The following is a 24838-nucleotide window of genomic DNA, read 5'->3' on the forward strand; positions in this document are numbered from 1 at the left end:
GTCTTGCTCTCAACCAAGAATAACCACCCCATACAACGCAAAAAGCCCCGCACTGCGGGGCTTTATTAAGCGTTTGAGCTCAGCTTAAGATTAAGCTTGGCCTTTCACTTCTTTCAGACCGTTGAAAGGAGCACGTTCACCCAGCGCTTCTTCGATACGGATCAGTTGGTTGTACTTAGCAACGCGGTCAGAACGGCTCATAGAACCAGTTTTGATTTGGCCTGCTGCAGTACCTACCGCCAGGTCAGCGATAGTGGCATCTTCAGTTTCACCGCTGCGGTGAGAGATAACGGCAGTGTAGCCTGCATCTTTAGCCATCTTGATAGCAGCCAGAGTTTCAGTCAGAGAACCGATCTGGTTGAACTTGATCAGGATAGAGTTCGCTACGCCTTTCTCGATACCTTCTTTTAGGATCTTAGTGTTAGTTACGAACAGATCGTCACCAACCAGCTGGATTTTGCCGCCCAGCAGTTCAGTTTGGAACTTGAAGCCGTCCCAGTCAGACTCGTCCAGACCGTCTTCGATAGAAACGATTGGGTATTCTGCAACCAGGCTTTCCAGGTACTTAGAGAACTCTTCTGAAGTGAAGGTTTTACCTTCGCCTTTCAGGTCGTAGATACCTTGTTCTTTGTTGTAGAACTCAGAAGCTGCACAGTCCATAGCCAGAGTCACGTCTTTACCCAGAACGTAGCCCGCTTGCTCAACCGCTTCTTTGATTGCTGCTAGTGCTGCTGCGTTAGACTCCAGGTTAGGAGCGAAACCGCCTTCATCACCAACTGCAGTGTTCAGACCTTTAGCTTTCAGTACTTTAGCCAGGTTGTGGAACACTTCAGCACCGATACGCAGTGCTTCTTTCAGAGTTTTCGCGCCAACTGGTTGAATCATGAATTCTTGGATATCAACGTTGTTGTCTGCGTGCTCACCACCGTTGATGATGTTCATCATAGGCAGAGGCATAGAGAATTGACCAGGAGTGCCGTTCAGTTCAGCGATGTGCTCGTACAGAGGCATGCCTTTCGCTGCAGCAGCTGCTTTCGCGTTCGCCAGAGAAACAGCCAGGATAGCGTTCGCACCGAAGTTAGATTTGTTTTCAGTGCCGTCCAGGTCGATCATCACTTGGTCGATAGCTGCTTGATCTTTAGCATCTTTACCAACTAGTGCGTCAGCGATTGCGCCGTTTACTGCGCCAACTGCTTTAAGAACGCCTTTACCCAGGAAACGAGATTTGTCGCCATCACGTAGCTCAAGAGCTTCACGAGAACCAGTAGATGCACCAGATGGAGCAGCTGCCATACCTACGAAACCGCCTTCCAGGTGTACTTCAGCTTCAACAGTTGGGTTACCACGTGAGTCGATGATTTCACGACCTAGAACTTTAACGATCTTAGACATTAATGTTTCCTCTCATTGAATTTAAATGTCAAAACTAAAAGGGTAGCCGCACAACTTACGCCGCTACCCGTATCCTTTTACTTCAATTCACCGCGCTGGAACTGACCTGCAGCTTTTACAAAGCCTTCAAACAATGGGTGACCATCGCGAGGCGTTGAGGTGAATTCTGGGTGGAACTGAGCCGCTACGAACCATGGGTGCGCCGGGTTCTCAATTACTTCTACCAGTTTCTTGTCCGCAGACAAGCCAGACACTTTCAGACCTGCTTTTTCAATTTGTGGACGAAGGTTGTTGTTCACTTCGTAACGGTGACGGTGACGTTCGTGAATCGTCGCGCTACCGTACATCTCGTACGCTTTAGAACCTTCCGCCAGGTGACACAGTTGTGAACCCAGACGCATCGTACCACCCAAATCTGACGCTTCAGTACGCTCTTCGACGTTACCTTCGCTGTCTACCCATTCAGTGATCAGGCCAACCACTGGGTATTTGGTGTCTTGATTAAATTCGGTCGAGTGTGCACCTTCCATACCCGCAACGTTACGCGCGTATTCGATCAGTGCAACCTGCATACCCAGACAGATGCCCAGGTACGGAATTTCGTTTTCACGTGCGTACTGCGCCGCACGGATCTTGCCTTCAATACCACGGTCACCGAAACCACCTGGTACCAGGATAGCGTCAAGGCCTTCCAGGATCTCAACACCTTTGGTTTCGATGTCTTGTGAATCAACGTATTTGATGCTGACGCTCAGACGGTTCTTCAGACCGGCATGCTTAAGCGCTTCGTTAACAGACTTGTACGCATCTGGCAGCTCAGTGTATTTACCTACCATACCGATGGTGACTTCGTCAGTCGGATTTGCTTCTTCGTAAATCACCTGTTCCCATTCAGACAGGTCAGCTTCCGGTGCATTGATACCGAAACGGTTACAAACCAGATCATCCAGCCCCTGAGCACGGATCAGCTGAGGGATCTTGTAGATCGAATCTACGTCCTTCATTGAGATAACGGCTTTTTCTGATACGTTACAGAACAGAGCAATCTTCTTACGCTCGTTGGCCGGGATCATGCGATCGCTGCGGCACACCAGGATGTCTGGCTGGATACCAATCGACAGAAGTTCTTTCACAGAGTGTTGGGTCGGCTTGGTTTTCACTTCGCCAGCCGCTGCCAGGTAAGGAACCAGAGTCAGGTGCATGAACATCGCGTGTTCACGACCCACTTCGATCGCCAGCTGACGGATCGCTTCCATGAATGGCAGCGATTCGATATCACCAACGGTACCGCCTACCTCGACGATCGCAACGTCGTGGCCTTCAGAGCCGGCAATCACACGATCTTTAATCGCGTTAGTAATATGAGGGATAACCTGAATGGTTGCACCCAGGTAGTCGCCACGACGTTCTTTACGAAGAACGTCGGCGTAAACACGACCTGCGGTGAAGTTATTGCGCTTGGTCATTTTGGTACGAATAAAACGTTCGTAGTGACCAAGGTCTAGGTCAGTTTCTGCGCCATCTTCCGTGACGAACACTTCACCGTGTTGAGTTGGGCTCATTGTGCCTGGGTCAACGTTGATGTAAGGGTCAAGCTTCATCATGGTCACTTTAAGACCACGAGCTTCTAAAATCGCCGCAAGGGATGCTGCCGCAATACCTTTACCTAGAGAGGATACAACCCCGCCAGTAACAAAAATATAATTTGTCGTCATGTTTAACCTGAAATTGGTTGAATGAGGGAAATGGATTTCTTCTGGACGGGACGAAACTATACCAGAACCCATTTATCGCCACAACGTGAAATCTATCACACTCAGTTTTTTATTTTTTGCTTCAAATCAAACTGACTGAACAGGATTTCGTTTCGTGGCAATTTCCTCGCTGTAAATTGACTGAATCATCGCCCGTCAGTCGTTTTTTCCTGCTTTTTTACTTCATCCCACATCGCGTCCAGCTCTTGCAGTGAACACTGTTGCAGCTGTTTCCCCTGCCCGGCCACCTGAGCTTCTACGCCCTTAAAACGGCGCACAAACTTATGGTTGGCTTTGCGCAGAGCCACTTCCGGATCCTTACCCAGATGGCGCACCAGATTGACGGTAGCAAACAGCAGATCGCCCAGCTCTTCTTCCACTTTCTGCTCATCAATATCGACATGCAGAGCTTCCGCCATCACTTCATCAATCTCTTCATGCACCTTGGCCACCACCGGACCGAGCGTCGGCCAGTCAAAGCCATATTTGGCGCATTTTTTCTGAATTTTATTGGCCTGAGACAGGGCCGGCAGCGATTGTGGTATTGAGTCTAGAATACTTTGCTCACTTTTGCCCGCCCGGGCTTTTTCCTGCGCTTTCTGCGCGTCCCAGTTGGCATTCAGCTCTTGTTCTGTCGTGAAGCTGGCATCGCCGAACACATGCGGATGGCGGCGGGTCAGCTTTTCGTTCACACCGTCCACCACGTCATGAAACTCAAACAAGCCCTGCTCTTTGGCGAGCTGGCTGTAAAAAATCACCTGAAACAGCAGATCGCCCAGCTCTTCTTTAAGGTTGGGCCAGTCCTGCTGGTGAATCGCATCCACCACTTCAAAAGTCTCTTCAATGGTGTGCGGCACAACACTGTCAAAAGTCTGTTCCTTATCCCACGGGCAGCCACTGTGCGGGTCGCGCAGGCTGGCCATGATACGTTCAAGCTGTTCGATTGGATGGCTCATATGAGGCATTTCCTTGATAAAATATTTTCCTGATCAACGATTTCCTTGACCAACTATTTCCCTGACCAAATAATAAAGGCGAGCAGCATCACCACTCGCCTTCAATGTCTGAAACTGATTTATCTCATCAGCCTGTTAGCCGAGGCGTTTCACCAGCATCACATCTTTGATCTGTTCAATCCGCTTCGACACCCGATCCAGCACTTCAACACTGTTCAGTTCGAGCTCAAAGTCCATCACCACCATCTGACGCTTGTAATCGCTGCGGCTTTTCATGGTGGTCACTTTCACTTTCTCGTTGGTCAGTAAGGTCGTGATGTCTTTCAAAAGACCGCTGCGCTCCATCGCTTCAACGCGCAGAGTTAGGTAATAAGTGCCGACAAAGCCGCGCCCCCATACCGTATCTATGATGCGCTCCGGGGCGTGATGGCTGAGCTCTTCGAGCTGCTCACAATCACTGCGGTGCACGGAAATACCGCGCCCCTGGGTGATATATCCCTTGATGACATCGCCCGGGATCGGCTGACAGCACCGCGCCAGATGGGTCATCAGGTTATCGACCCCTTCCACCACGACGGCATCTTTATGCGGGCGATGGTGAGCGTGAGCGACTTTGCTTTCCCCAACCTGCAGTTTTTCCAGCGCCAGCTTGTCTTCTTCTTCCGCGGTCGGTTTGTTTACCAGCGCATTAATGTGGTTAACAATCTGGTTAATCCGCAGGTCACCGCTGCCAACCCCGACGTACAGCTCATCCGCCGTGTTGACGTTAAAACGTTTCAGCGCATAGGCTTCAGCATCTTTTAAGGTCGCACCGATCTTGGCCAGTTCGGTCTCGAGGATCTCGCGCCCGGCTTCGAGGTTCTTCTCGCGGCTCTGCTTACGGAACCAGGCGTTGATCTTCGCCCGCGCTCGGCCGGAGTGGACAAAGCCCAGTGACGGGTTCAGCCAGTCACGGGACGGGTTCGGCTCTTTGGCCGTGATGATTTCCACCTGATCGCCCATGTGCAGTTTATGGGTAAACGGCACAATACGACCGGCCACTTTGGCACCGATGCAGCGATGGCCCACTTCCGAGTGAATGTGGTAAGCAAAATCGAGCGGAGTGGCTCCCATCGGCAGATCGACCACATCACCACGCGGAGTAAAGGCGTACACGCGATCATCAAACACCTGACTGCGCAGTTCATCCAGCATTTCACCGGAATCGGACATCTCTTCCTGCCAGTCAAGCAGCTTACGCAGCCAGGTGATTTTCTCATCGTAGCCGCTGCGACCACCGCCGCTGCCTTCTTTGTATTTCCAGTGTGCCGCCACGCCAAGCTCTGACTCTTCGTGCATCTGCTTGGTACGGATCTGGATTTCGATGGTTTTGCCTTCCGGGCCCAGAATCACCGTGTGGATCGACTGGTAGCCATTCGGTTTCGGGTTGGCGACATAGTCATCAAACTCGCTCGGCAGGTGTTTGTATTTAGTGTGCACCACGCCCAGTGCGGCGTAGCAGTCCTGCAGTTTGTCGGCGATGATGCGCACCGCGCGTACATCAAACAGTTCATCAAACGCCAGGTTTTTCTTCTGCATCTTGCGCCAGATGCTGTAGATATGTTTAGGACGACCGCTCACTTCGGCGTTGATGCTGGACGCTTTCATCTCCTGACGCAGGTCATCAACGAAATCACGGATATACTGCTCACGCACGATGCGGCGCTCAGAAAGCTGTTTCGCAATCTGCTTATAGGTATCTGGTTGCTGGTAGCGGAAAGCGTAGTCTTCAATTTCCCACTTCAGCTGACCGATACCCAACCGGTTGGCCAGCGGTGCGTAGATATTGGCACACTCTTTTGCGGCGGTGCGGCGCACCTCGTCCGGCTGATCTTTCACTTCCCGCAGGTTGCAGATACGTTCAGCCAGCTTGATGACCACGCAGCGGAAGTCATCCACCATAGCCAGCAACATGCGCCGCACGTTATCGACCTGGGCCGAAGCCTCACTGCCTTGCATGGTGATATTGAGCTGGCCAATCGCCGCCATCTCTTCCACACCGTGAATCAGCTTGACGATCTCTTTACCGGCATGCTCTTCCAGCTCTTCGCGATCCAGTAAGCCGCTGGTCGCGATAGGGAATAACAGAGCCGCTATCAGCGTCGGTCGGTCCATCGACAGCGTGCTCAGTATTTCGATCATTTCGCGACCACGCCACAACAGCAGATGCCCGCGCGGATTACCCACCAGCAGGTGTTCGCACTGGCGATACACTTCGGTCAGTCTGGCCGCTGTTTTGGGCTCTTGTTGTAAACTAGAAATCCATTTTTCTAGCTCAAACTGTTCGTCTGGGTTTAAGTGTGCGCTACGTACCGCAACCATGAGATTATCCTAATAGTTATATTTTGTGGTCGGGTGTTCTGACGCTATTGCAAGAACACCACTTACCGATTTTTTACAAACAAAGCCATGGATTCGAGGTGACTGGTATGCGGAAACATATCCAGCATGCCCAGTTTCACCAACTGGTATCCCTGACTCAGCAAGCTTTGACTGTCACGAGCAAGCGTAGCAGGATTACACGAGACGTAAACCACACGCTGGGCGCCAAGTCGGGCCAACTGTTCGACAATGCCGGCAGCCCCCGCTCGTGCCGGGTCGAGCAGTACTTTAGCAAATTTTTCCCCTGCCCACGCCTCATTCGTCATATCTTGTTCCAAATTAGCCTGATAAAAGTCAGTATTACTAATCTGGTTGCGTGCGGCATTACTCTGCGCATGACGCACCATATCATCCACACCTTCAACCCCGACCACTTCTTTGGCAAGCTTGGCCAGCGGCAGGCTGAAGTTGCCCAGACCACAGAACAGATCCAGCACCCGGTCTTGCGGCTGCACATCCAGCCAGCTCAGCGCCTGCTTGACCATCGCCTGGTTAACCTGCTGGTTGACCTGAATAAAATGACTCGGTAAGAACGGAATCGTCACCCCGGCTTCGAGATATTCAGCCTCAGGGCCGCAGATCAGATTCAGCTCATCACTGGCCGGCATCAGATACAGGGTCAGAGCGTGCTGCTCGGCAAAGCCGCTCAACGCAGCCATATCGGCCTTCGCCAGTGGCGCAAGATGACGCAGCACCAGCACGCGGGTGTTGTCACCTTTCACCAGTTCAACGTGACCGAGCTGATCCGGGCGGGCAAAATCACTCAACAGGGTTTTCAGTTCAGGCAGCAAAGCATTCAGGCTCGGCTCAAGCACTGCACAGTCAGTGACAGTGACAATATTTTTGCTCTGTTTGCGGCGGAAACCAAACTGCAGCTGGGAGGACTTTTTATCCCACAGCAGGCTGAGGCGCGCACGGCGGCGGTAGCCCTGATCATCACAACAAACCGGCGCGGAGAGTGCAAGGGTCTGACCGGCAAACTTTGCCATCAGTTGACTCAGCGCTTGCTGTTTATGTTCAATTTGCGCGCTGTGCGCCAGATGCTGCAAATCGCAGCCGCCGCATTCGCCATAGTGCGGGCAGAAAGGCTCCACCCGCTCACCACTCGGTTTAAGCACTTTAATCAGCTTGGCCCGGGCAAATTTACTTTTACTCTCCGTGAGCTGCATCAGCACCTCTTCCCCCGGCAAAGCCCCGTCGATAAACACCGGCTTGTTATCCTGAAAAGCGATCCCTGCGCCCTGGTGATCCAGCTTAGTCACACTGACCGCCTGATGTTTCTGATTAAGTGTGGTCTTTTTCTTCGGTTGGAAAAAACGTGCCATGCTCTGTGCCCAAGTGTGATTTATAAGAAGGTTTTTACCCCGGAATCACTATTCTGCCCGGGGAAGATTGTCGAAGCTGCCGTACTTGAATTAAGCTAACCGCTATTCTGAAAAATCCGCCAATCATGTTTGCCGGGTATTTTCCCATATCCACACCACGATGTTTAGACAATAATGACCAGATATGGCTTACGTGCGCGCGTAATTACTCTTACTTTAGCCCCGACGCTGATAATCGGGCTGCTGCTCAGCGCATTATTCTCCTTTAACCGTTATCACGATTTGGAGACCCAGGTACAAAATGCCGGTGCCAGCATCATCGAACCGCTGGCGATCGCCAGTGAAGAGGCGCTGAAAAACCAGAGCCGCGAATCGGTGCGCCGCATCATCAGCTATGCCCATCGCAAAAACTCTAAGTTTGTGCGCAGTATTGCCGTGTTTGATGCCCGGCATGAACTGTTTGTCACCTCCAACTTTCATCCCAATTTCGAAGCACTGATGTATCCGAAAAATGAACCGATCCCGGTGTTGAGCAGTGCGGAACTGGACGACAACACCCTGATCCTGCGAACGCCGATTCTGGCCGAAAGCCGCCTGGTGGAAGATTCGCTCAACGCCCAGTCCACACCAGTGCTTGGCTATATCGCGATTGAGCTCGATCTCTCCTCATTGCGACTGCAGCAGTATCAGGAAATTTTTTCGGCCTGTCTGGTGCTGATCATGGGCCTGATCCTGTCCGGAGTATTCGCATTCCGCCTGATGCATGACGTCACCCGGCCAATCACGCATATGAAAAACATGGTCGACCGTATCCGCCGCGGTCACCTCGATGTGCGGATTGAAGGCACCATGCACGGCGAACTCGATTCGCTGAAAAAAGGCATCAACGCGATGGCCGTGTCGCTGTCGGAATACCATGTCGAGATGCAGCACAGTATCGACCAGGCAACGTCGGACCTGCGCGAAACCCTGGAGCAGCTCGAAATCCAGAACGTCGAACTGGATATCGCCAAAAAACGCGCCCAGGAAGCGGCGCGGGTCAAGTCTGAGTTCCTGGCCAATATGTCCCATGAACTGCGTACCCCGCTCAACGGCGTGATCGGCTTTACCCGTCAGATGCTGAAAACCCAGCTCACCAACAGCCAGGCTGACTACTTGCAAACGATTGAGAAATCGGCCAACAACCTGCTGAAAATCATCAACGACATTCTCGACTTCTCCAAACTGGAAGCCGGTAAACTGGCCCTGGAGAACATTCCGTTCGAGTTCCAGGAAACTCTGGAAGAAGTGGTCAACCTGCAGGCCACCAGCGCCCATGAAAAAGGGCTGGAAATCACCCTCAAAGTGGATCCGAAGATCCCGGCCGGTCTGGTCGGTGACCCGCTGCGGATCCAGCAGGTCCTGACCAACCTGGTCGGTAACTCCATCAAATTTACCGAGCGCGGCAATATCGATATCAGCGTCGAGATGCGCTCTCAGCGTGACGATCTGGTCGAGCTGCAGTTTATGGTGCGCGATACCGGTATCGGTATTTCCGAGCGCCAGCAGGCCCAGCTGTTCCAGGCGTTCAGTCAGGCTGACGCCAGCATTTCACGTCGTTATGGCGGTACCGGCCTGGGGCTGGTCATCACCCAGAAGCTGGTCAGCCAGATGGGCGGCGAGATCAGTCTCACCAGTCGTCTGCACCAGGGGTCTACCTTCTGGTTCACCCTGCGCCTGCACATCACGGATATGCCGATGAGCGACTGGCTGGATCCGCAAGTGCTGAGCACCAAACAGCTGCTGCTGGTCGAGCCGAACATGCAGGCCGCCTCGATTGTGCAGCAACAACTGGTTCAGGCCGGGGTTGCGGTGACCTACCGCTCAGCCATGCCGGAAGAGTCAGATCATTTCGACTATGTCCTGCTCAACCTGTCACCAAGCACAGAGACCAATCTGGAACTGGTTCATCAGTGGGTACAACGTGCCACGGCGATGACATCCCACGTGATCATAGGAACACCGAGTACCGAGCTGGCGCTGGCCGATCAACTGATGAAGCAGTATCCGGTGCAATGTATTACCAAGCCGCTGTCGCGTAAGAAACTGCTGCAGACCCTGATTGCTCATCAGCCTGCCGTCATTGAAGCACCGCTGCCATTGCCGGTAGTGCATGAAGACAAGCTGCCGCTGACCGTGATGGCGGTCGATGATAACCCGGCCAACCTGAAACTGATCACCGCCCTGCTGCAGGAGCGGGTCGACAGTGTGGTCGCCTGTGATAATGGCCAGAGTGCCATTGACCAGGCGCGCCAGCGTCATTTCGATATTATCCTGATGGACATTCAGATGCCGCACATGGACGGGGTCACCGCGTGTAAAGAGATCAAAAAAATTGAGCTCAACCAGACCACACCTGTCATCGCAGTCACTGCGCATGCCATGCCTGGTGAGCGTGATCGCCTGCTCAAAGCGGGCATGGACGACTACCTGACCAAACCGATTGAGGAACATATCCTGCAGCAGGTGCTGGTGCACTGGAGCCCGGATTCACTGCTGCAAAACGTACATAAGCTCGATCTGCCGGATCCGACGGCGTTTGAACAGGTGACTCAGCCTGCCACAGGCGAACCGCAGCACAATAACATCATTGTCGACTGGCAGGCCGCGCTCAAACAAGCCGCCAACAAAGAAGATCTGGCGCGTGAGATGTTAGGCATGCTGGTTGACTCGATTCCGGAAATCAACCAGGTGATCGATATGGCGTTGCAGGATGACGAGTACCCGATTGCCGACCTGTTGCATCACGTGCACAAACTGCACGGCAGTTGCTCCTACAGCGGCGTGCCACGCCTCAAGAAAGTATGTGCGACGCTGGAACAGACTCTGCGCTCCGGTGCCAGCATCAGTGACGTCGAACCCGAGCTGTTCGAGTTGCAGGACGAGATGGAAAAAGTGATTGTCACTGCCCAGCCGTATCTGCAGCAGGGCTAACAAATAAAAAGAGGTGCCACAAAGGCACCTCTTTTTATTCACCGCTCAGCCGCGTTCAGCTCAGGATTCAAGAATAACGGTCGCCACCGCGTAATGACGTTCATCAGAAATCGACAGATGCAGCGCGGTGACACCTGCGCCTGCAGCCAGCTCGGCGGCTTTACCCTGCAGGCTCAGCACAGGTTTACCCAGCTCATCATTACTGATGATGAAATCCTGAAAACTGACCCCGCCAGCAATCCCGGTACCGAGCGCTTTTGATGCGGCTTCTTTGGCGGCAAAACGCTTAGCGAGAAAACGGCCCTGCTGTTTGCGCGCCGCGAACAACGCCAGCTCCTGCGGCGTCAGAATGCGCGCCGCAAATGCCGTCCCGCTGCGGGCCAACACCTGCTCGATGCGCGCGATTTCCGCAATATCCGTCCCTAAACCAACAATCATGCTAAATACCGGAATTAACGGCGTGCCGCTTCCATCACGGCTTTCATATCCGCGACAGCTTTTGCCAGGCCATCAAACACCGCACGCCCGATGATCGAGTGACCGATGTTGAGTTCATAAATTTCCGGGATCGCAGCGATCGCGGCTACGTTGTGGTAAGTCAGACCGTGACCGGCATTCACCGTGATGCCCTGATCGGCAGCATAGCTCGCTGCTGCTGCGATTTTCTTCAGTTCACTCTGCTGCTCAGCTTCGTTTTCAGCATCGGCATAATGGCCGGTGTGCAGCTCGATAAACGGCGCGCCACAGGCTTTTGCGGCATCAATCTGTTCGCGATCAGCATCGATAAACAGCGACACTTTAATTCCTGCCTGGCTCAACTTGTGAGTCGCGGCTTTAACTTTTTCCAGCTGACCCACAACGTTCAGGCCACCTTCTGTGGTCAGTTCTTCCCGCTTCTCCGGCACCAGACAGACAAACTCCGGCTGGGTTTGCAGCGCAATTTCAACCATTTCATCTGTGACGGCCATCTCCAGGTTCATACGGGTCTGAATCGTTTCACGCAGAATGCGTACATCACGGTCAAGGATATGGCGACGATCTTCTCGCAGGTGAATGGTGATGCCATCAGCGCCAGCGCGCTCTGCGATCTCGGCGGCATGGACAGGATCCGGATACTTGGTGCCGCGCGCGTTACGCAAAGTGGCCACGTGGTCGATATTCACACCTAAAAGAATTGAGCTCATTTTCCTATACTCCGTGCTCTGGGTTGAAGGACTTGCCGAAACAACTCCCGGCTTTTTAAAGGTTTGCCGCCAAGATACGGCTTTAAGGCAATGCGTGTAAAGCGTTTTGCCGCCTGCAGCTGCTCTTTGGTGGTAAAGCGCCGTTCACTGATGGCAATCAGCTCATTACCGGCAAAAGTCAGATTATCGCGCCGCACCGAAGCAATAAAGCCTTTTTGCTCACGATAACGATAAGTCATATCTGGGTCGACCGGCTCACCGCTACCGGCGCAATGCAGGAAATCGACGCCGTAGCCCATATTGGACAACAAGGCGAGTTCAAAGCGGCGCAGCGCCGGCTCCGGATTATCACTCTGTGCCAGCTCAGTCAGGACCAGTAGATAGTCATGGAACAGGCCGGGAAACGGCACTTCCGGCGCCAATACTCGCCCGATCAGCTCGTTAACATACATGGCTGAATAGAGATGGATACCATGCAGCGGCAGGCCAAGACTGATGGCTTCGGCCTGGCGCAGGGTTTTCATCGAGCTGTTGCCGGACCATTTGAGCAGTAAGGGAGTAAACGGCTGCAGCGCACCTTTTAGATTGGAACGTTTGCTGCGCGCGCCTTTGGCGATCAGGGTCAGGCGACCATATTCTTCGCTGAACACATCCAGAATCAGGCTCGACTCACTGTAAGGACGTCGATGAAGGACAAAACAGCGTTGTAAACCCTCTGACATTGGTGGTCAACCCTCTGAAAGCGCGAACAGATGCGCGGGAGCTTATGAATAAGACGGGATAAGAGGACACTGGCTCCCAAAGGAGCCAGTGCAGAAACGATTACAGGTCGTCGATGTAACCGAGTGAACGCAGCGCACGTTCATCGTCGGCCCAGCCGGATTTGACTTTCACCCAGGTTTCCAGATACACCTTACGTCCGAACAGCTGTTCCATATCGAGGCGGGCTTCACGGCCGATGGTTTTGATCTTTTCACCCTTGTTACCAATCACCATTTTCTTCTGACCGATACGTTCGACCAGGATCAGGGCGTTGATATGGAAACCGTCGTTGTCCGGGTTGTAATCGAAACGTTCGATTTCCACCGTGACCGAATACGGCAGTTCGTCACCGGTAAAGCGCATCAGTTTCTCACGAATGATCTCTGATGCCATGAAACGCTGTGAACGGTCGGTCACATACTCTTCCGGGAAGTGGTGCACCGCTTTTGGCAGGTGCGCGCGCACATGTTTGCGCAGCACATCAATGTTTTTACTGTGCTTAGCCGAAATCGGCACCACATCAACAAAATCCATCAGCTTAGACAGCTCCTGCATGTGCAGCATCACTTCATTGCGGTCTTTGACGTTATCGACTTTATTGACACACAGCACCACTGGGAAATTAGCATTTCTCAGCTTGGTCAGTACCATTTCGTCATCGTCAGTCCAGTGCGTCCCTTCCACCACGAACAGCACCAGGTTCACGTCACTCAGTGAGCTGCTGGCAGCACGGTTCATCAGGCGGTTGATGGCGCGTTTCTCTTCGATGTGCAACCCCGGCGTGTCAACGAAAATCGCCTGGTAGTCACCTTCCGTCTCAACACCCATGATACGGTGACGCGTCGTCTGCGGCTTACGCGACGTGATAGAAATCTTCTGGCCCAGCAGGTTATTCAGCAGGGTCGATTTGCCCACGTTCGGGCGGCCAACGATGGCGATAAAGCCACAGTGTTGGTTGTCTGGTGAACTGGTTGGCTCACCACTGGATGCGAAAAACGCATCAATATCAAATTCTTGCTCAGCCATTGCTTAATTGCTCTAGTGCCGTTTCCGCAGCCGCTTGTTCTGCCTTGCGGCGGCTGGTTCCTTTACCGATCACAGGCTGTCCGATGCCTGCTACGTCACACGCCACAGTAAACTCCTGGTTGTGTGCTTCACCTTTAATATTAGTCACTGTGTAGACAGGCAGCGGTTTTCTTCTGCCCTGCAGGAACTCTTGCAGACGCGTTTTCGGGTCTTTCTGTGAAACCCCCGGTTTGATGGCGTCCAGGCGCGACTGATACCAGCTCAGCACAATACCGCGCACAACTTCGATATCACTATCGAGGTAAATCGCGCCTATGATGGCTTCTACGGCATCGGCCAGAATTGAATCACGACGGAAACCGCCACTCTTCAACTCGCCTGGACCTAATTTTAAGTAATCTCCTAAGTCGAATTCACGACCCAGTTCTGCCAGCGTATTACCACGCACCAGAGTGGCACGCATACGGCTCATGTCGCCTTCGTTTACTTTCGGGAAACGATGGTAAAGATCGTCAGCAATGACAAAACTTAAAATTGAATCGCCCAGAAACTCAAGACGTTCATTGTGTTTACCGTTGGCGCTGCGGTGAGTCAGCGCCAGGGCGATAAACTCGGGATCATTAAACTGATACCCGAGCTTAGTTTCTAATCTACTAATTGGAGAATTCATGCTCTCTCGATGTGTTGTGGCCGGCGCGCGCCGACCTAGTTAATAGCTCCGATGCGATTAAAACGCACACCGGTTGGGATCCACGCTGGTAATACACTGTCAGCTGAGCGTTCGAACTCAAAACTGATCCAGATTGCCACCGCTTTACCGACTAAGTTCTGTTCTGGCACAAAGCCCCAGTAACGGCTGTCAGCACTGTTGTCACGGTTATCACCCATAACAAAATAGTGCCCCTGCGGAACCACCCACTCATTCACGCCGTGACGCGGTTCATATTCGTTGACGTTATCAATGCGCAGCGGGTTAATCAGAATGTTGTGCTGTACGTCACCCAACTGCTCGTCGAGCTTGATCAGCGGTACATTATTCTGAATAAATTCACTTTCCACCACGTTCGACAACTTGACCGGCTTACATTGCGACTGACCCTGCGGCTGGATACACACCTCTTTGGTGCTGCTGTAACGTACCGTATCGCCCGGCATACCAACCACACGCTTGATGTAATCAATGCTCGGATTTTTCGGATATTTAAATACCACCACATCGCCACGCTCTGGTTTGCCGGTTTCCAGCAGCTGAGTACGCCAGACCGGATCTTTCAGGCCGTAGGCATACTTCTCAACCAGGATAAAATCGCCGACCAGCAGGGTTGGCATCATAGAACCGGACGGGATCTGAAACGGTTCAAAAATAAATGAGCGCAACACCAGGACAAAAGCGATAACCGGGAAGATAGAAACCGAGTTCTCTACCCACCATGGCTGCGGATGGATTTTGGCAGTCAGACTGGCATCAATACCATTGGTTTCACTTTGCAGCTGCGCCACTTTCGCGTGCCGTTTCTTCGCCCATAGCCACTTCTCCAGTGCCCAGATGACACCGGTCACAAGCGTGACGATGACCAGAATGAGTGAAAATGTATTCGCCATTGACTTCCCTTATCTAAAAAATACGAAAGTGAAAGAGCCGGGACCCTTTCACTTGAGAGTTAATGCAATCTACCAGACATCCCCTGACGAGGTTTAGTCTTTGCCAACGTGCAGAATGGCCAGGAACGCTTCTTGCGGCAGCTCAACGTTACCGATTTGCTTCATGCGTTTCTTACCTTCTTTCTGTTTCTTCAACAGCTTCTTCTTACGACTCACGTCACCACCGTAACACTTCGCCAGTACGTTCTTACGTAGCTGTTTCACGGTTGAACGGGCGATGATGTGGTTACCGATCGCTGCCTGAATCGCGATATCAAACATCTGGCGCGGAATGAACTCTTTCATCTTCTCAACCAGCAGACGACCACGGGTCTGGGACTGATCTTTGTGAGTGATGATCGCCAGCGCGTCTACTTTGTCGCCGTTGAGCAACACGTCAACCCGAACCATGCTTGACGCTTCAAAGCGCTGGAAGCCGTAATCCAGAGACGCATAACCGCGCGAAGTCGATTTCAGACGATCGAAGAAGTCCAGGACCACTTCAGCCATAGGTACATCGTAAGTCAGGGCGACCTGATTACCGTGATACACCATGTCGACCTGTGTACCGCGTTTTTCCACACACAGGGTAATCACGTTACCCAGGTATTCTGTCGGTACCAGGATGTTACAACGGGCAATCGGCTCACGAATTTCTTCGATATCATTGATAGCAGGCAGTTTCGCCGGGCTGTCAACGTACATGATCTCGTTGTCGGTTTTCAGTACTTCATACACTACCGTCGGTGCGGTGGTGATCAGATCCAGATCGTACTCGCGCTCAAGACGCTCCTGGATGATCTCCATGTGCAGCATACCAAGGAAGCCACAACGGAAACCAAAGCCCAGTGCCGCAGACGTTTCTGGCTCGTAGAACAGTGACGCGTCATTCAGGCTCAGTTTGCCCAGCGCATCACGAAATGCTTCATAATCATCAGAAGATACCGGGAACAGACCCGCGTAAACCTGAGGTTTGACTTTCTTAAAGCCTGGCAGGGCTTTTTCACAGCCGTTTTTGGCCAGCGTCAGCGTATCACCGACTGGCGCGCCGAGGATGTCTTTAATACCGCACACCACCCAGCCCACTTCACCGGTTTCCAGTTCAGTGCCGTCGACTTGTTTGGGAGTAAAGATCCCCAGACGGTCAACGCCCCATACCTGGCCGGTACTCATCACTTTGATCTTGTCGTTTTTCTTCAGCTTGCCGTTTTTAATCCGGACCAGAGAAACCACGCCCAGGTAGTTATCGAACCAGGAGTCAATGATCAAAGCTTGCAGTGGTGCATCCGGGTCGCCGACTGGCGCCGGAATATCAGAGACGATTTTTTCCAGCACATCGTCAACGCCGAGGCCGGTTTTGGCCGAACAGCGCACCGCATCGATAGCATCGATACCGACGATGTCTTCAATCTCTTCGGCTACACGCTCAGGCTCTGCCGCCGGCAGGTCGATTTTGTTCAGGATGGGGACAACTTCCAGATCCATCTCAATCGCGGTGTAACAGTTAGCCAGAGTCTGGGCTTCGACACCCTGACCGGCATCGACCACCAGCAGCGCACCTTCACAGGCGGCCAGTGAACGCGAGACTTCATACGAGAAGTCAACGTGCCCCGGAGTGTCGATAAAGTTCAGTTGATAGGTTTCGCCATCTTTTGCTTTGTAGTCGAGAGTCACACTCTGCGCTTTGATGGTGATGCCACGCTCACGTTCAAGGTCCATGGAATCCAGAACTTGCTCGGCCATTTCACGGTCGGTTAATCCACCACACACTTGGATCAAACGGTCAGACAGGGTCGATTTGCCATGGTCAATGTGGGCGATAATCGAAAAGTTACGAATGTGCTTCATAGGTTTGGGATGACTAAACTCTTTGCAAATTAGGACATAAGAAATACCGCAGCTGGCGGCATTTCATTCAAGTTGGCCGATTCTACCCAATTTCGTTGGGGTTCGCATCATAAATTGGGATGAGATGAACGCGAGCCCGGCAGGCTAAGTCAGGTATAGTCGCAAGCCAGCCAAGCAAAGTGAGCCCCGCTGAGGCAAGGTTGTGAACAGACCAAGGTTGTTTACGGACCAAGGTCGCTGGCCGGCCAAAAGCAGCTAACCGGCCCAAAATTGCTAACCGACCCAAAATTGCTAACCGACTAAGCAATCGGCTCGCCCAGAACCCGGACCAAGATCACTTCCTGCGCACTGCGCCGTTCCAGATTCACCGACCAGCGCTTGGCAAGAGCAATCCCAACACCGATAAACAGTGCCGAGCAGGCAATCGTCACGCCTTCTCCCGCACCGAGCGCAGGTGCCATCCAGGCATCACCAAGCCAGGCACCCAGGATCATCATGACCAGAGGCAGCAGATAAACCAGTGCCGCCGACTGAAGCAGACTTTTTTCCGGAAAACCGATTTCCACCACCTGACCCGGTGTGACTTTTTGCTCGGTATCGAGCTGCCACAACAGCGACTTTTTGCCAACCGCTTTGGACACAATTCCCGTGCCGCAGCTTTTGGCTGACGCGCAGCTGCTGCAACTGGTTTTTTGTTCACAACTGAGCGCAATGTGGTAGCCATTTCGCTGGCTGTGCACATCGGTCACGGTAGCAAGTGCGGTCATCATGGTTTGGCTTCCTCATGGGCCTTAAAGGTCACAGACTGCGCAATACGCTTGGCAGTATCCGGCGGGATATCACCCACAACCGAAATTTCGTTGTTACCTTTCACAAAACTGTGCAGTGTGCGCCGGCCCTGACGAACTAATTGTCCCTTGAGGGAGAAGTTGTCACTGTCCGAGACGTACACCGAGAAGCTGAACAGACCATCTGAGAACATCTGGCTTTCCACAACCCGCTCGGTAATGGCCATGCGGTAGCGGTTAAGCTCGAGAGGTTTAAACCCTTCCGGTGTCCAGCCAACAGACCAGAAAGTATCCTCAATGTTACCTTTCGGCAGCGACAGCACCTCGGGTAACTGCACCTTATTCAGGCCGGACATCATCTCCACCAACTGGTCGCTGATAGAATAAGAAATCGTGCGGTACTGTTCCAGTACTTCTCCGTCACGATCGACCAAATCGGCGCGCAGCGGCAGGTGACTATTTTCATCGACCCATAACACGTACGAGTAACGCAGCCCGTCTTTCGGCACTACGCGCAGTACCTGACATGCCGTACCGGCTTCACGTGCGCGGCCGACTTTGACAAAATCGTAATACTGGCTGATCTCAGCCACATCACTGTTGAGCATCGGAATGGTCGGCGCGACCATGTTACCAGATTCAATGGTAAAGGGTTCTACGCCCGGCTCGACATAACTGACCTCATTACCACGCCGGATCACTTCACGCACCGGCCCGCTGAGGTAAACCAAATGGGCCAGTTGCTGATTGTCTTTTTCCCGCGCATGGCGATACAGCAAAGGTTCAATGCTGTTTTTCTTAATCAGGATATAGGACAGCTCGTAATTGAGGTGCTGACTGGCTTCGTTCATCTGATGCAACAAAGTCTTTGCTGAGGAATCCTCAGCAAAGACTGGCGATGCACTCAAGCTGAACAGCGCCAGAGCACTGATCAGAAGTTTTTTCATTCAACTACCGGTTCAACTGAATCTGGTTGAGCGCTCAGGCTCTCACTATTCAATCTTAATTGAAGTTCATAGTCTTGCAGCAACGCATTCACACGACGGCGCTGTTCCTGCACATTCGCTTCCGAACTGTGTCTTTCCATTGAGTCACGGGTCAGACTTACTGGCTCAGCACTGCCGGAAAACGGGATGGTCTGCAGGACAGGCAACTGCTGATCCTGCGCACCTGCGCTGTCGCTGCCGCCATATTGCTGTACACCAATGATTACCGCTAAAGAGACACAAGCCGCCACTGCGACCTGACCAAACTGGGACAACCAGCCCGGAAGCTGACGACGCGCCTGTTTCGGCTGCGGCTGTTCTTCGATCCGGACTTGGTCAAGCTGGGTAACATTGGCATGAGCAGCGTGATGCAGGGTGTGCGCAGGTTCGTTTTCCAACGCCAAGGCAACCCTTTCAGCGATATTCCACTCTGGTCGTTCAGGTGCCTCGCCACGCATTACATCACCAATCAGGTGGTAATTCTTCCACGTATCGAGACTGTCCTTGTCGCTGGCTAATTCCTGAATTAGCAGCTTATCGACCAGCTCTCCATCCATGAGCGCTGAAAGTTTTTCTTTGTCAGCCATTCTTTTCACCATTAAATTTGCTGGTTTGCGCTATAAAAGAGAACGGATTCTCTTTTCTACCGCTTCACGAGCACGGAAGATACGAGAACGCACCGTACCTACGGGGCAATCCATGACTTCTGCGATATCTTCGTAACTCAAGCCATCAAGCTCGCGTAACGTCATCGCGGTTTTTAAATCTTCAGGTAACGCTTCTATCGCATGAAACACCGCCTGCTTTAACTCTTTGGACAGCGTAATGTTTTCTGGGTTCGATATTTCTTTAAGCGCGTTACCGCTTTCGTAAAATTCAGCTTCTTCAGCATCAACATCGCTTGCCGGCGGGCGGCGGTTTTGCGCCACGATGTGATTTTTCGCGGTATTGACAGCAATACGGTACAGCCAGGTATAGAAGGCACTCTCGCCACGAAATGTGGGGATCGCCCGATACGCTTTAATAAACGCTTCCTGCGCTACGTCGGCTACATCACCTGAATTGCTCACATACCTGGAGATAAGATTGCATACTTTGTTCTGATATCTCAGCACCAGAAGATTAAATGCCTGCTTATCGCCATTCTGAACTCGCTCAATCAACACTTGATCGGTCAGCTGCTCGTTCATTCGAGCGGTTACTCCTATTGTTATCTCCCCTACCTTCTCAGATATGGGCACTAATTATGCAGAATGCTGTCTTGACACCACTGCTTACGTGAGCACTATTGTGACTCAATCGCGCAGGGAAAGTTCAACACCCGGTGAAAAATTTTACCTTTTTCCCGGTGCAATGTGATGTAATCTAAATTGTTGGGATTCTCCCCTGATATTGGGGACAGCAATCACAAAAGACAATAGTATTTATAAAGTATTGCTTTTGGCGCGATGATGATACCCTCACAGTCCATACGGGTATGTTCGGGTCAGCGCACATTATTTTGTGCGCGCAGCGCTTCTCCATGCTTTGTCAGATGCGGCACATGCACCTGACAAAGCATGAAAGGACAGACATAATTAATTTTGCAGCAGAGCAGGACAGCTCTACTCTAGTTCGGGAATATAAACATTTTATGAACGCCAACCGAGAACATCAGTGTGATGTATTAGTTGTGGGCAGCGGAGCAGCAGGTTTGTCGTTAGCGCTGCGTGTCGCCAAACACTGTAAAGTCATCGTTTTGAGTAAAGGCCCGCGCAGTGAAGGGTCAACGTATTATGCTCAGGGCGGTATTGCCGCGGTTTTTGACGAATCGGACAGTATCGACTCACATGTCGAGGACACTTTGATCGCCGGTGCCGGTCTTTGTGAACCAGACACAGTGCGTTTTATCGCTGAACATGCCAAAGAGTGCGTGCAATGGCTGATTGACGGTGGTGTCCCGTTCGATAAAGAAGAAGACAGCAGCGATGATGAAGAACCCCGTTATCACCTGACCCGCGAAGGTGGCCACAGCCATCGCCGCATTCTGCATGCTGCTGATGCTACAGGCATGGCGGTGCAGACATCCTTGCAGGATAACGTTCATAATCACCCTAACATTACTCTGTTCGAACGCTACAACGCTCTGGATTTGATCACCGAAGACAAAGTCGGTGGTGACGAGAAAAAAGTGATTGGCGCTTATGTCTGGAACCGGAATGACGAACACGTTGAAGTGATTCGCTCTAAGTTTGTTGTCCTGGCCACCGGCGGCGCATCTAAAGTGTATCAGTACACGTCCAACCCGGATGTCTCTTCCGGTGACGGCATTGCGATCGCCTGGCGCGCCGGCTGTCGGGTGGCGAACCTGGAATTCAACCAATTCCATCCGACCTGCCTTTATCATCCGGATGCTCGCAACTTCCTGCTCACCGAAGCCCTGCGCGGCGAAGGCGCTTACCTGCGCCGTCCTGACGGCTCACGCTTTATGCCGGACTTTGATGAGCGTGGCGAACTGGCACCGCGTGATGTAGTCGCCAGGGCCATCGACTACGAGATGAAACGTCTCGGCGCCGACTGCATGTATCTCGACATCAGCCATAAACCGGCCGATTTTATCGAGAAACATTTCCCGATGATTTACAGCCGTCTGATGGATCTCGGCATCGATATGACCAAAGAGCCGATTCCGATTGTACCGGCGGCGCACTACACCTGTGGCGGGGTGATGGTCAATCAGCAGGGCCAGACCGACCTCCGGCAGCTGTATGCGATTGGTGAAGTAAGCTATACCGGCCTGCATGGTGCCAATCGTATGGCCTCAAACTCTCTGCTTGAATGTGTGGTCTACGCCTGGTCAGCCGCGAAAGATATCCTCAGTAAAGTTAAAGAAGCGACTTTAGCGCCGGAAGTACCAAGCTGGGATGAAAGCCAGGTTACCTGTTCCGACGAGGAAGTGGTCATCCAGCATAACTGGCACGAGCTGCGTCTGTTTATGTGGGACTACATGGGTATCGTTCGCACCGACAAACGCCTCGAACGAGCCCTGCGCCGCATTCAGCTGCTGCAACAGGAAACCCATGAGTATTACAGTAACTTCCGGGTATCCAATAACCTGCTCGAACTGCGTAACCTGCTCCAGGTCGCGGAGCTGATGGTACGCTGCGCAATGCAACGTAAAGAGAGCCGCGGCCTGCATTACACTCTGGACTATCCGCAACTGCAGCCTGACAGCGGTCCGACCATACTGACACCGGACCAGCAATAACCTCATCATAGCAACGGGAGCGTCACAGCTCCCGTTTTAGTCTCACCAGTAGCTGACGATAATCGCCGTCGCGACAGCTATCACGCCACAACAGCCAACGCCGTTGCGGCGTGACGATAACCACAAAAGCAAACGCAAACTTAAAGCCAACCGAGCGAATAGGTTCATCGTTATCCTGCGTCCGCAACCGGCCGGAAAAATCGATGTCCACGGCTCCGCTCAGGGTCGGCGTCAGCCAGCCACACAGCGCCACACGCAGCCATATCGCAATAATAACCAAACTAACAACAACAGGGATGGCGGAGATAAGCAACGCCCATATCAGCATGTTAAATTGTAACAGCGCAACGATGTGGGCGTAGAAGGAGGGAAATAGGTAGAGCTTAACGGACTTTGCCGAGGTTATGAGCGACAATCTTGTCCACCATCGACGCATGGCCGAGATTTTCAGAGCGTCCATGCCCCATGACCCAGGTAAACAAGTCCGGATCATCACACTCCAGCAGGGAAACAAAGTCTTGTTGTTCTGATTCAGTCAGAGAGTCAAAACACTCTTCGAAGAATGGCATGATGACTACGTCAAGCTCCAGCATTCCGCGGCGGCATGCCCATTTGATTCGCGCTTTTTCTTCCGGGGTGTACATCGGTTATCCTCACCTTATGATTATTTGCGCCAAGTCTATCAACAGACAAGGCGCTCAACTAGTAACTCAGTCACAGTCCCTGTTGATGCTGACAAAAAACTTGAACCAGATTACCATATTGTTAAAACAACATGATTGTTAAAACCAACATCGTTGCAGCCGGGATTCCATCCGCCAACCTGCCCTAACATCAGGTCGTGGCTTTCAACGCGCTGCAATAACCGACAGAAGTATGAAGTGAAACGAGATTTCACCCAGGTGAAGGATATGAACTGGAAAAACACATTTGCTCCGCTGCGCGTCAAACCAACTGATGCCCTGCCAGACCTGATGCTGACCCATCTGGATAACTGGGGTGCGATTACTGCCGTTGGTGCGGATAAAAAAAGCTACCTGCAAGGTCAGGTGACCTGCGATGTGGTATCGCTGCAAAGCCAACAATCCACCTTCGGCGCGCATTGCGACGCCAAAGGCAAGGTATGGTCGGTATTTCGTCTGTTCCATCACCATGATGGTTACGCGATGTTCCAACCTGTATCGGCAATTGAAGCGGAACTGCGCGAACTGAAAAAATACGCGATTTTCTCTAAGATCGAACTGACGCACAGCCAGGATGTGGCACTGGGCGTCATGGGCAACGGCGCTGACGCCTACATTAATAGCCTGAGTAACAGCGAAGGTGATGTCCGTGCCATCGAAAGTGGCACGGCGGTGCGGATCAGCGCCCAGCGCTGGTTACTGCTGCTGAATGAAGATCACGCTGCACAACTGGTCAGCCAAAGTGAAGCGGTCAAAGCGGATGCGACCCTGTGGACCCGTTTTGATATCGAAGAAGCGATTCCGGTGATTGAACGCTCTGAGCAGAGCGAACATATTCCGCAGGCAGTCAATGTGCAGGCATTGGGCGGCATCAGTTTCAGTAAAGGCTGCTATACCGGTCAGGAAACCGTTGCCCGGGCAAAATATCGCGGTATCAACAAACGTGCGATGTACATAGTGCGCGGTGATGTGAATGAGCCGCTGTCTACTGATGAAGCGCAGCAGATGGAACGCTCGGTTGGTGACAACTGGCGCAGTGCCGGCCATCTGATGGCACATTACACCTTCTCTGATAACAGCGCCATCGGCCTGATTGTCCTGCCCAATAATCTTGAGGCCGGTACTGAGTTACGTCTGACCGCTCAACCGAATACGCGCTGGGTGATTGAAGCCCTGCCTTATTCTTTAGATGATGAATAACTCACTGCGCACCCCGCTCACTGAGTATCTCGACCAGCAGCAGGTGGCCTATCACCTGCTGCCTCACCACAGCGCAGCTCAGACAATAGAAGATGCCGCACATCAGCGTGGTATCAACCCTGCCCAAATGGTGAAATGCATCCTGCTGCGCGATATGAGTGATCGATTTGCCCTGGCCTGTACGCCCGGCGATCGCAGCGTGGATCCGAAAAAGGTTCGTGCCCTGCTCAACTGGCGCCGTATGACCTGTGTTGATCTCAGCCAGGTGGAAGCGATCACCGGTTACCGGATAGGAACCGTGACCCCGCTCTTGCTGCGTACACCGATGCCGGTCATTTTTGATCATGCCATCTGTGCGCACCGCATGATTACGATCAGCAGCGGATCGTTAATGGCCGGGATCGGCCTGGCGCCAAACGATCTGATTCAACTTTGTCAGCCACAGTTTGCACATATTCAACGTGATTAAGTGATGCAAATCCGTGTAATCCATTACATGTGATCGTGATCCACCTCCAATTTAGCATCATTGGATCGTGAATTTTTATACAATGTTAAAACATAAATAGTCACACGCCAGATTTTCGTTTACTCTCTCGACGTTGGTAAAGTTCAATCAGAGGTACGACTCGGTTGATATCCTTCTCCAACA

General features: G+C 52.3%; 22 protein-coding genes. 4 read left to right on the plus strand and 18 right to left on the minus strand.

Annotated elements, in window-relative coordinates; all coding sequences use genetic code 11:
- Positions 1 to 90: 90 nt before the first annotated feature.
- The 5 genes from eno to rlmD form a co-directional block, all read right to left on the minus strand.
- Positions 91 to 1392 (minus strand): phosphopyruvate hydratase, encoded by a 1302-nt coding sequence (gene eno, locus J0X00_RS09655; protein WP_136486044.1) that lies wholly within the window; start codon positions 1390 to 1392, stop codon positions 91 to 93.
- A 77-nt stretch (positions 1393 to 1469) separates the two neighbouring features.
- Entirely contained in the window at positions 1470 to 3107 is a 1638-nt protein-coding gene (locus tag J0X00_RS09660) for a CTP synthase (protein ID WP_136486042.1), read from the minus strand.
- Between the two features lie 185 nt (positions 3108 to 3292).
- Positions 3293 to 4102 (minus strand): nucleoside triphosphate pyrophosphohydrolase, encoded by an 810-nt coding sequence (gene mazG, locus J0X00_RS09665; protein ID WP_136486040.1) that lies wholly within the window; start codon positions 4100 to 4102, stop codon positions 3293 to 3295.
- Positions 4103 to 4237: 135 nt separating this feature from the next.
- A complete protein-coding gene (gene relA / locus J0X00_RS09670; RefSeq protein WP_136486038.1) occupies positions 4238 to 6463 on the minus strand; it encodes a GTP diphosphokinase in 2226 nt (741 codons plus the stop codon).
- Positions 6464 to 6525: 62 nt separating this feature from the next.
- Positions 6526 to 7848, minus strand: coding sequence for a 23S rRNA (uracil(1939)-C(5))-methyltransferase RlmD (rlmD, locus tag J0X00_RS09675; RefSeq protein ID WP_282477982.1), 1323 nt, complete (start codon positions 7846 to 7848; stop codon positions 6526 to 6528).
- A 174-nt stretch (positions 7849 to 8022) separates the two neighbouring features.
- Here rlmD and barA point away from each other — a divergent pair, with 174 nt between their 5' ends.
- Positions 8023 to 10821 (plus strand): two-component sensor histidine kinase BarA, encoded by a 2799-nt coding sequence (barA, locus tag J0X00_RS09680; RefSeq protein WP_168797027.1) that lies wholly within the window; start codon positions 8023 to 8025, stop codon positions 10819 to 10821.
- 60 nt (positions 10822 to 10881) lie between these two features.
- Here barA and acpS read toward each other — a convergent pair whose 3' ends face one another.
- The 11 genes from acpS to rpoE all read right to left on the minus strand — a co-directional run bounded on the left by acpS (position 10882) and on the right by rpoE (position 20246).
- Entirely contained in the window at positions 10882 to 11259 is a 378-nt protein-coding gene (gene acpS / locus J0X00_RS09685; RefSeq protein WP_136486032.1) for a holo-ACP synthase, read from the minus strand.
- A gap of 14 nt (positions 11260 to 11273) precedes the next feature.
- Entirely contained in the window at positions 11274 to 12005 is a 732-nt protein-coding gene (gene pdxJ, locus J0X00_RS09690; protein WP_136486030.1) for a pyridoxine 5'-phosphate synthase, read from the minus strand.
- Entirely contained in the window at positions 12002 to 12727 is a 726-nt protein-coding gene (gene recO / locus J0X00_RS09695; RefSeq protein WP_218562692.1) for a DNA repair protein RecO, read from the minus strand. Before recO ends, pdxJ begins: the two co-directional genes overlap by 4 nt.
- Before the next feature lie 100 nt (positions 12728 to 12827).
- Positions 12828 to 13793 carry a GTPase Era gene (gene era / locus J0X00_RS09700; RefSeq protein WP_282477983.1) on the minus strand — a complete coding sequence of 322 codons (966 nt, stop codon included), beginning with the start codon at positions 13791 to 13793 and terminating at the stop codon, positions 12828 to 12830.
- Complete coding sequence (rnc, locus tag J0X00_RS09705) at positions 13786 to 14463, minus strand: ribonuclease III (protein ID WP_136486024.1); 678 nt, start codon at positions 14461 to 14463, stop codon at positions 13786 to 13788. Before rnc ends, era begins: the two co-directional genes overlap by 8 nt.
- A 35-nt stretch (positions 14464 to 14498) precedes the next feature.
- Positions 14499 to 15395 carry a signal peptidase I gene (gene lepB / locus J0X00_RS09710; RefSeq protein WP_136486022.1) on the minus strand — a complete coding sequence of 299 codons (897 nt, stop codon included), beginning with the start codon at positions 15393 to 15395 and terminating at the stop codon, positions 14499 to 14501.
- A 93-nt stretch (positions 15396 to 15488) separates the two neighbouring features.
- Complete coding sequence (gene lepA, locus J0X00_RS09715) at positions 15489 to 17282, minus strand: translation elongation factor 4 (protein ID WP_136486019.1); 1794 nt, start codon at positions 17280 to 17282, stop codon at positions 15489 to 15491.
- 299 nt (positions 17283 to 17581) lie between these two features.
- Positions 17582 to 18052 (minus strand): SoxR reducing system RseC family protein, encoded by a 471-nt coding sequence (locus J0X00_RS09720; protein WP_282477984.1) that lies wholly within the window; start codon positions 18050 to 18052, stop codon positions 17582 to 17584.
- Entirely contained in the window at positions 18049 to 19017 is a 969-nt protein-coding gene (gene rseB, locus J0X00_RS09725) for a sigma-E factor regulatory protein RseB (protein ID WP_136486015.1), read from the minus strand. Before rseB ends, J0X00_RS09720 begins: the two co-directional genes overlap by 4 nt.
- Positions 19014 to 19643 (minus strand): sigma-E factor negative regulatory protein, encoded by a 630-nt coding sequence (locus J0X00_RS09730; protein ID WP_136486013.1) that lies wholly within the window; start codon positions 19641 to 19643, stop codon positions 19014 to 19016. The genes rseB and J0X00_RS09730 overlap by 4 nt, the downstream gene beginning before the upstream one ends.
- Positions 19644 to 19673: 30 nt before the next feature.
- Positions 19674 to 20246 carry an RNA polymerase sigma factor RpoE gene (gene rpoE / locus J0X00_RS09735; protein WP_136486011.1) on the minus strand — a complete coding sequence of 191 codons (573 nt, stop codon included), beginning with the start codon at positions 20244 to 20246 and terminating at the stop codon, positions 19674 to 19676.
- 443 nt (positions 20247 to 20689) lie between these two features.
- On the opposite strand from rpoE, the gene nadB reads away from it, so the two are divergent.
- Positions 20690 to 22303 (plus strand): L-aspartate oxidase, encoded by a 1614-nt coding sequence (nadB, locus tag J0X00_RS09740; RefSeq protein WP_136486009.1) that lies wholly within the window; start codon positions 20690 to 20692, stop codon positions 22301 to 22303.
- A 22-nt stretch (positions 22304 to 22325) separates the two neighbouring features.
- Here nadB and J0X00_RS09745 read toward each other — a convergent pair whose 3' ends face one another.
- Entirely contained in the window at positions 22326 to 22718 is a 393-nt protein-coding gene (locus J0X00_RS09745; RefSeq protein ID WP_256612443.1) for a hypothetical protein, read from the minus strand.
- A complete protein-coding gene (locus J0X00_RS09750) occupies positions 22687 to 22947 on the minus strand; it encodes a succinate dehydrogenase assembly factor 2 (protein ID WP_136486007.1) in 261 nt (86 codons plus the stop codon). Before J0X00_RS09750 ends, J0X00_RS09745 begins: the two co-directional genes overlap by 32 nt.
- Before the next feature lie 267 nt (positions 22948 to 23214).
- Between J0X00_RS09750 and ygfZ the strand changes: the two genes are divergently transcribed.
- Complete coding sequence (gene ygfZ, locus J0X00_RS09755; RefSeq protein WP_282477985.1) at positions 23215 to 24186, plus strand: tRNA-modifying protein YgfZ; 972 nt, start codon at positions 23215 to 23217, stop codon at positions 24184 to 24186.
- Positions 24176 to 24655: a YbaK/EbsC family protein gene (locus tag J0X00_RS09760; RefSeq protein ID WP_282477986.1), complete on the plus strand. Its 480-nt coding sequence runs from the start codon at positions 24176 to 24178 to the stop codon at positions 24653 to 24655. The genes ygfZ and J0X00_RS09760 overlap by 11 nt, the downstream gene beginning before the upstream one ends.
- Positions 24656 to 24838: the final 183 nt, after the last annotated feature.

Source organism: Vibrio sp. ABG19, from assembly GCF_029962385.1.
Classification (GTDB): domain Bacteria; phylum Pseudomonadota; class Gammaproteobacteria; order Enterobacterales; family Vibrionaceae; genus Vibrio; species Vibrio ostreae.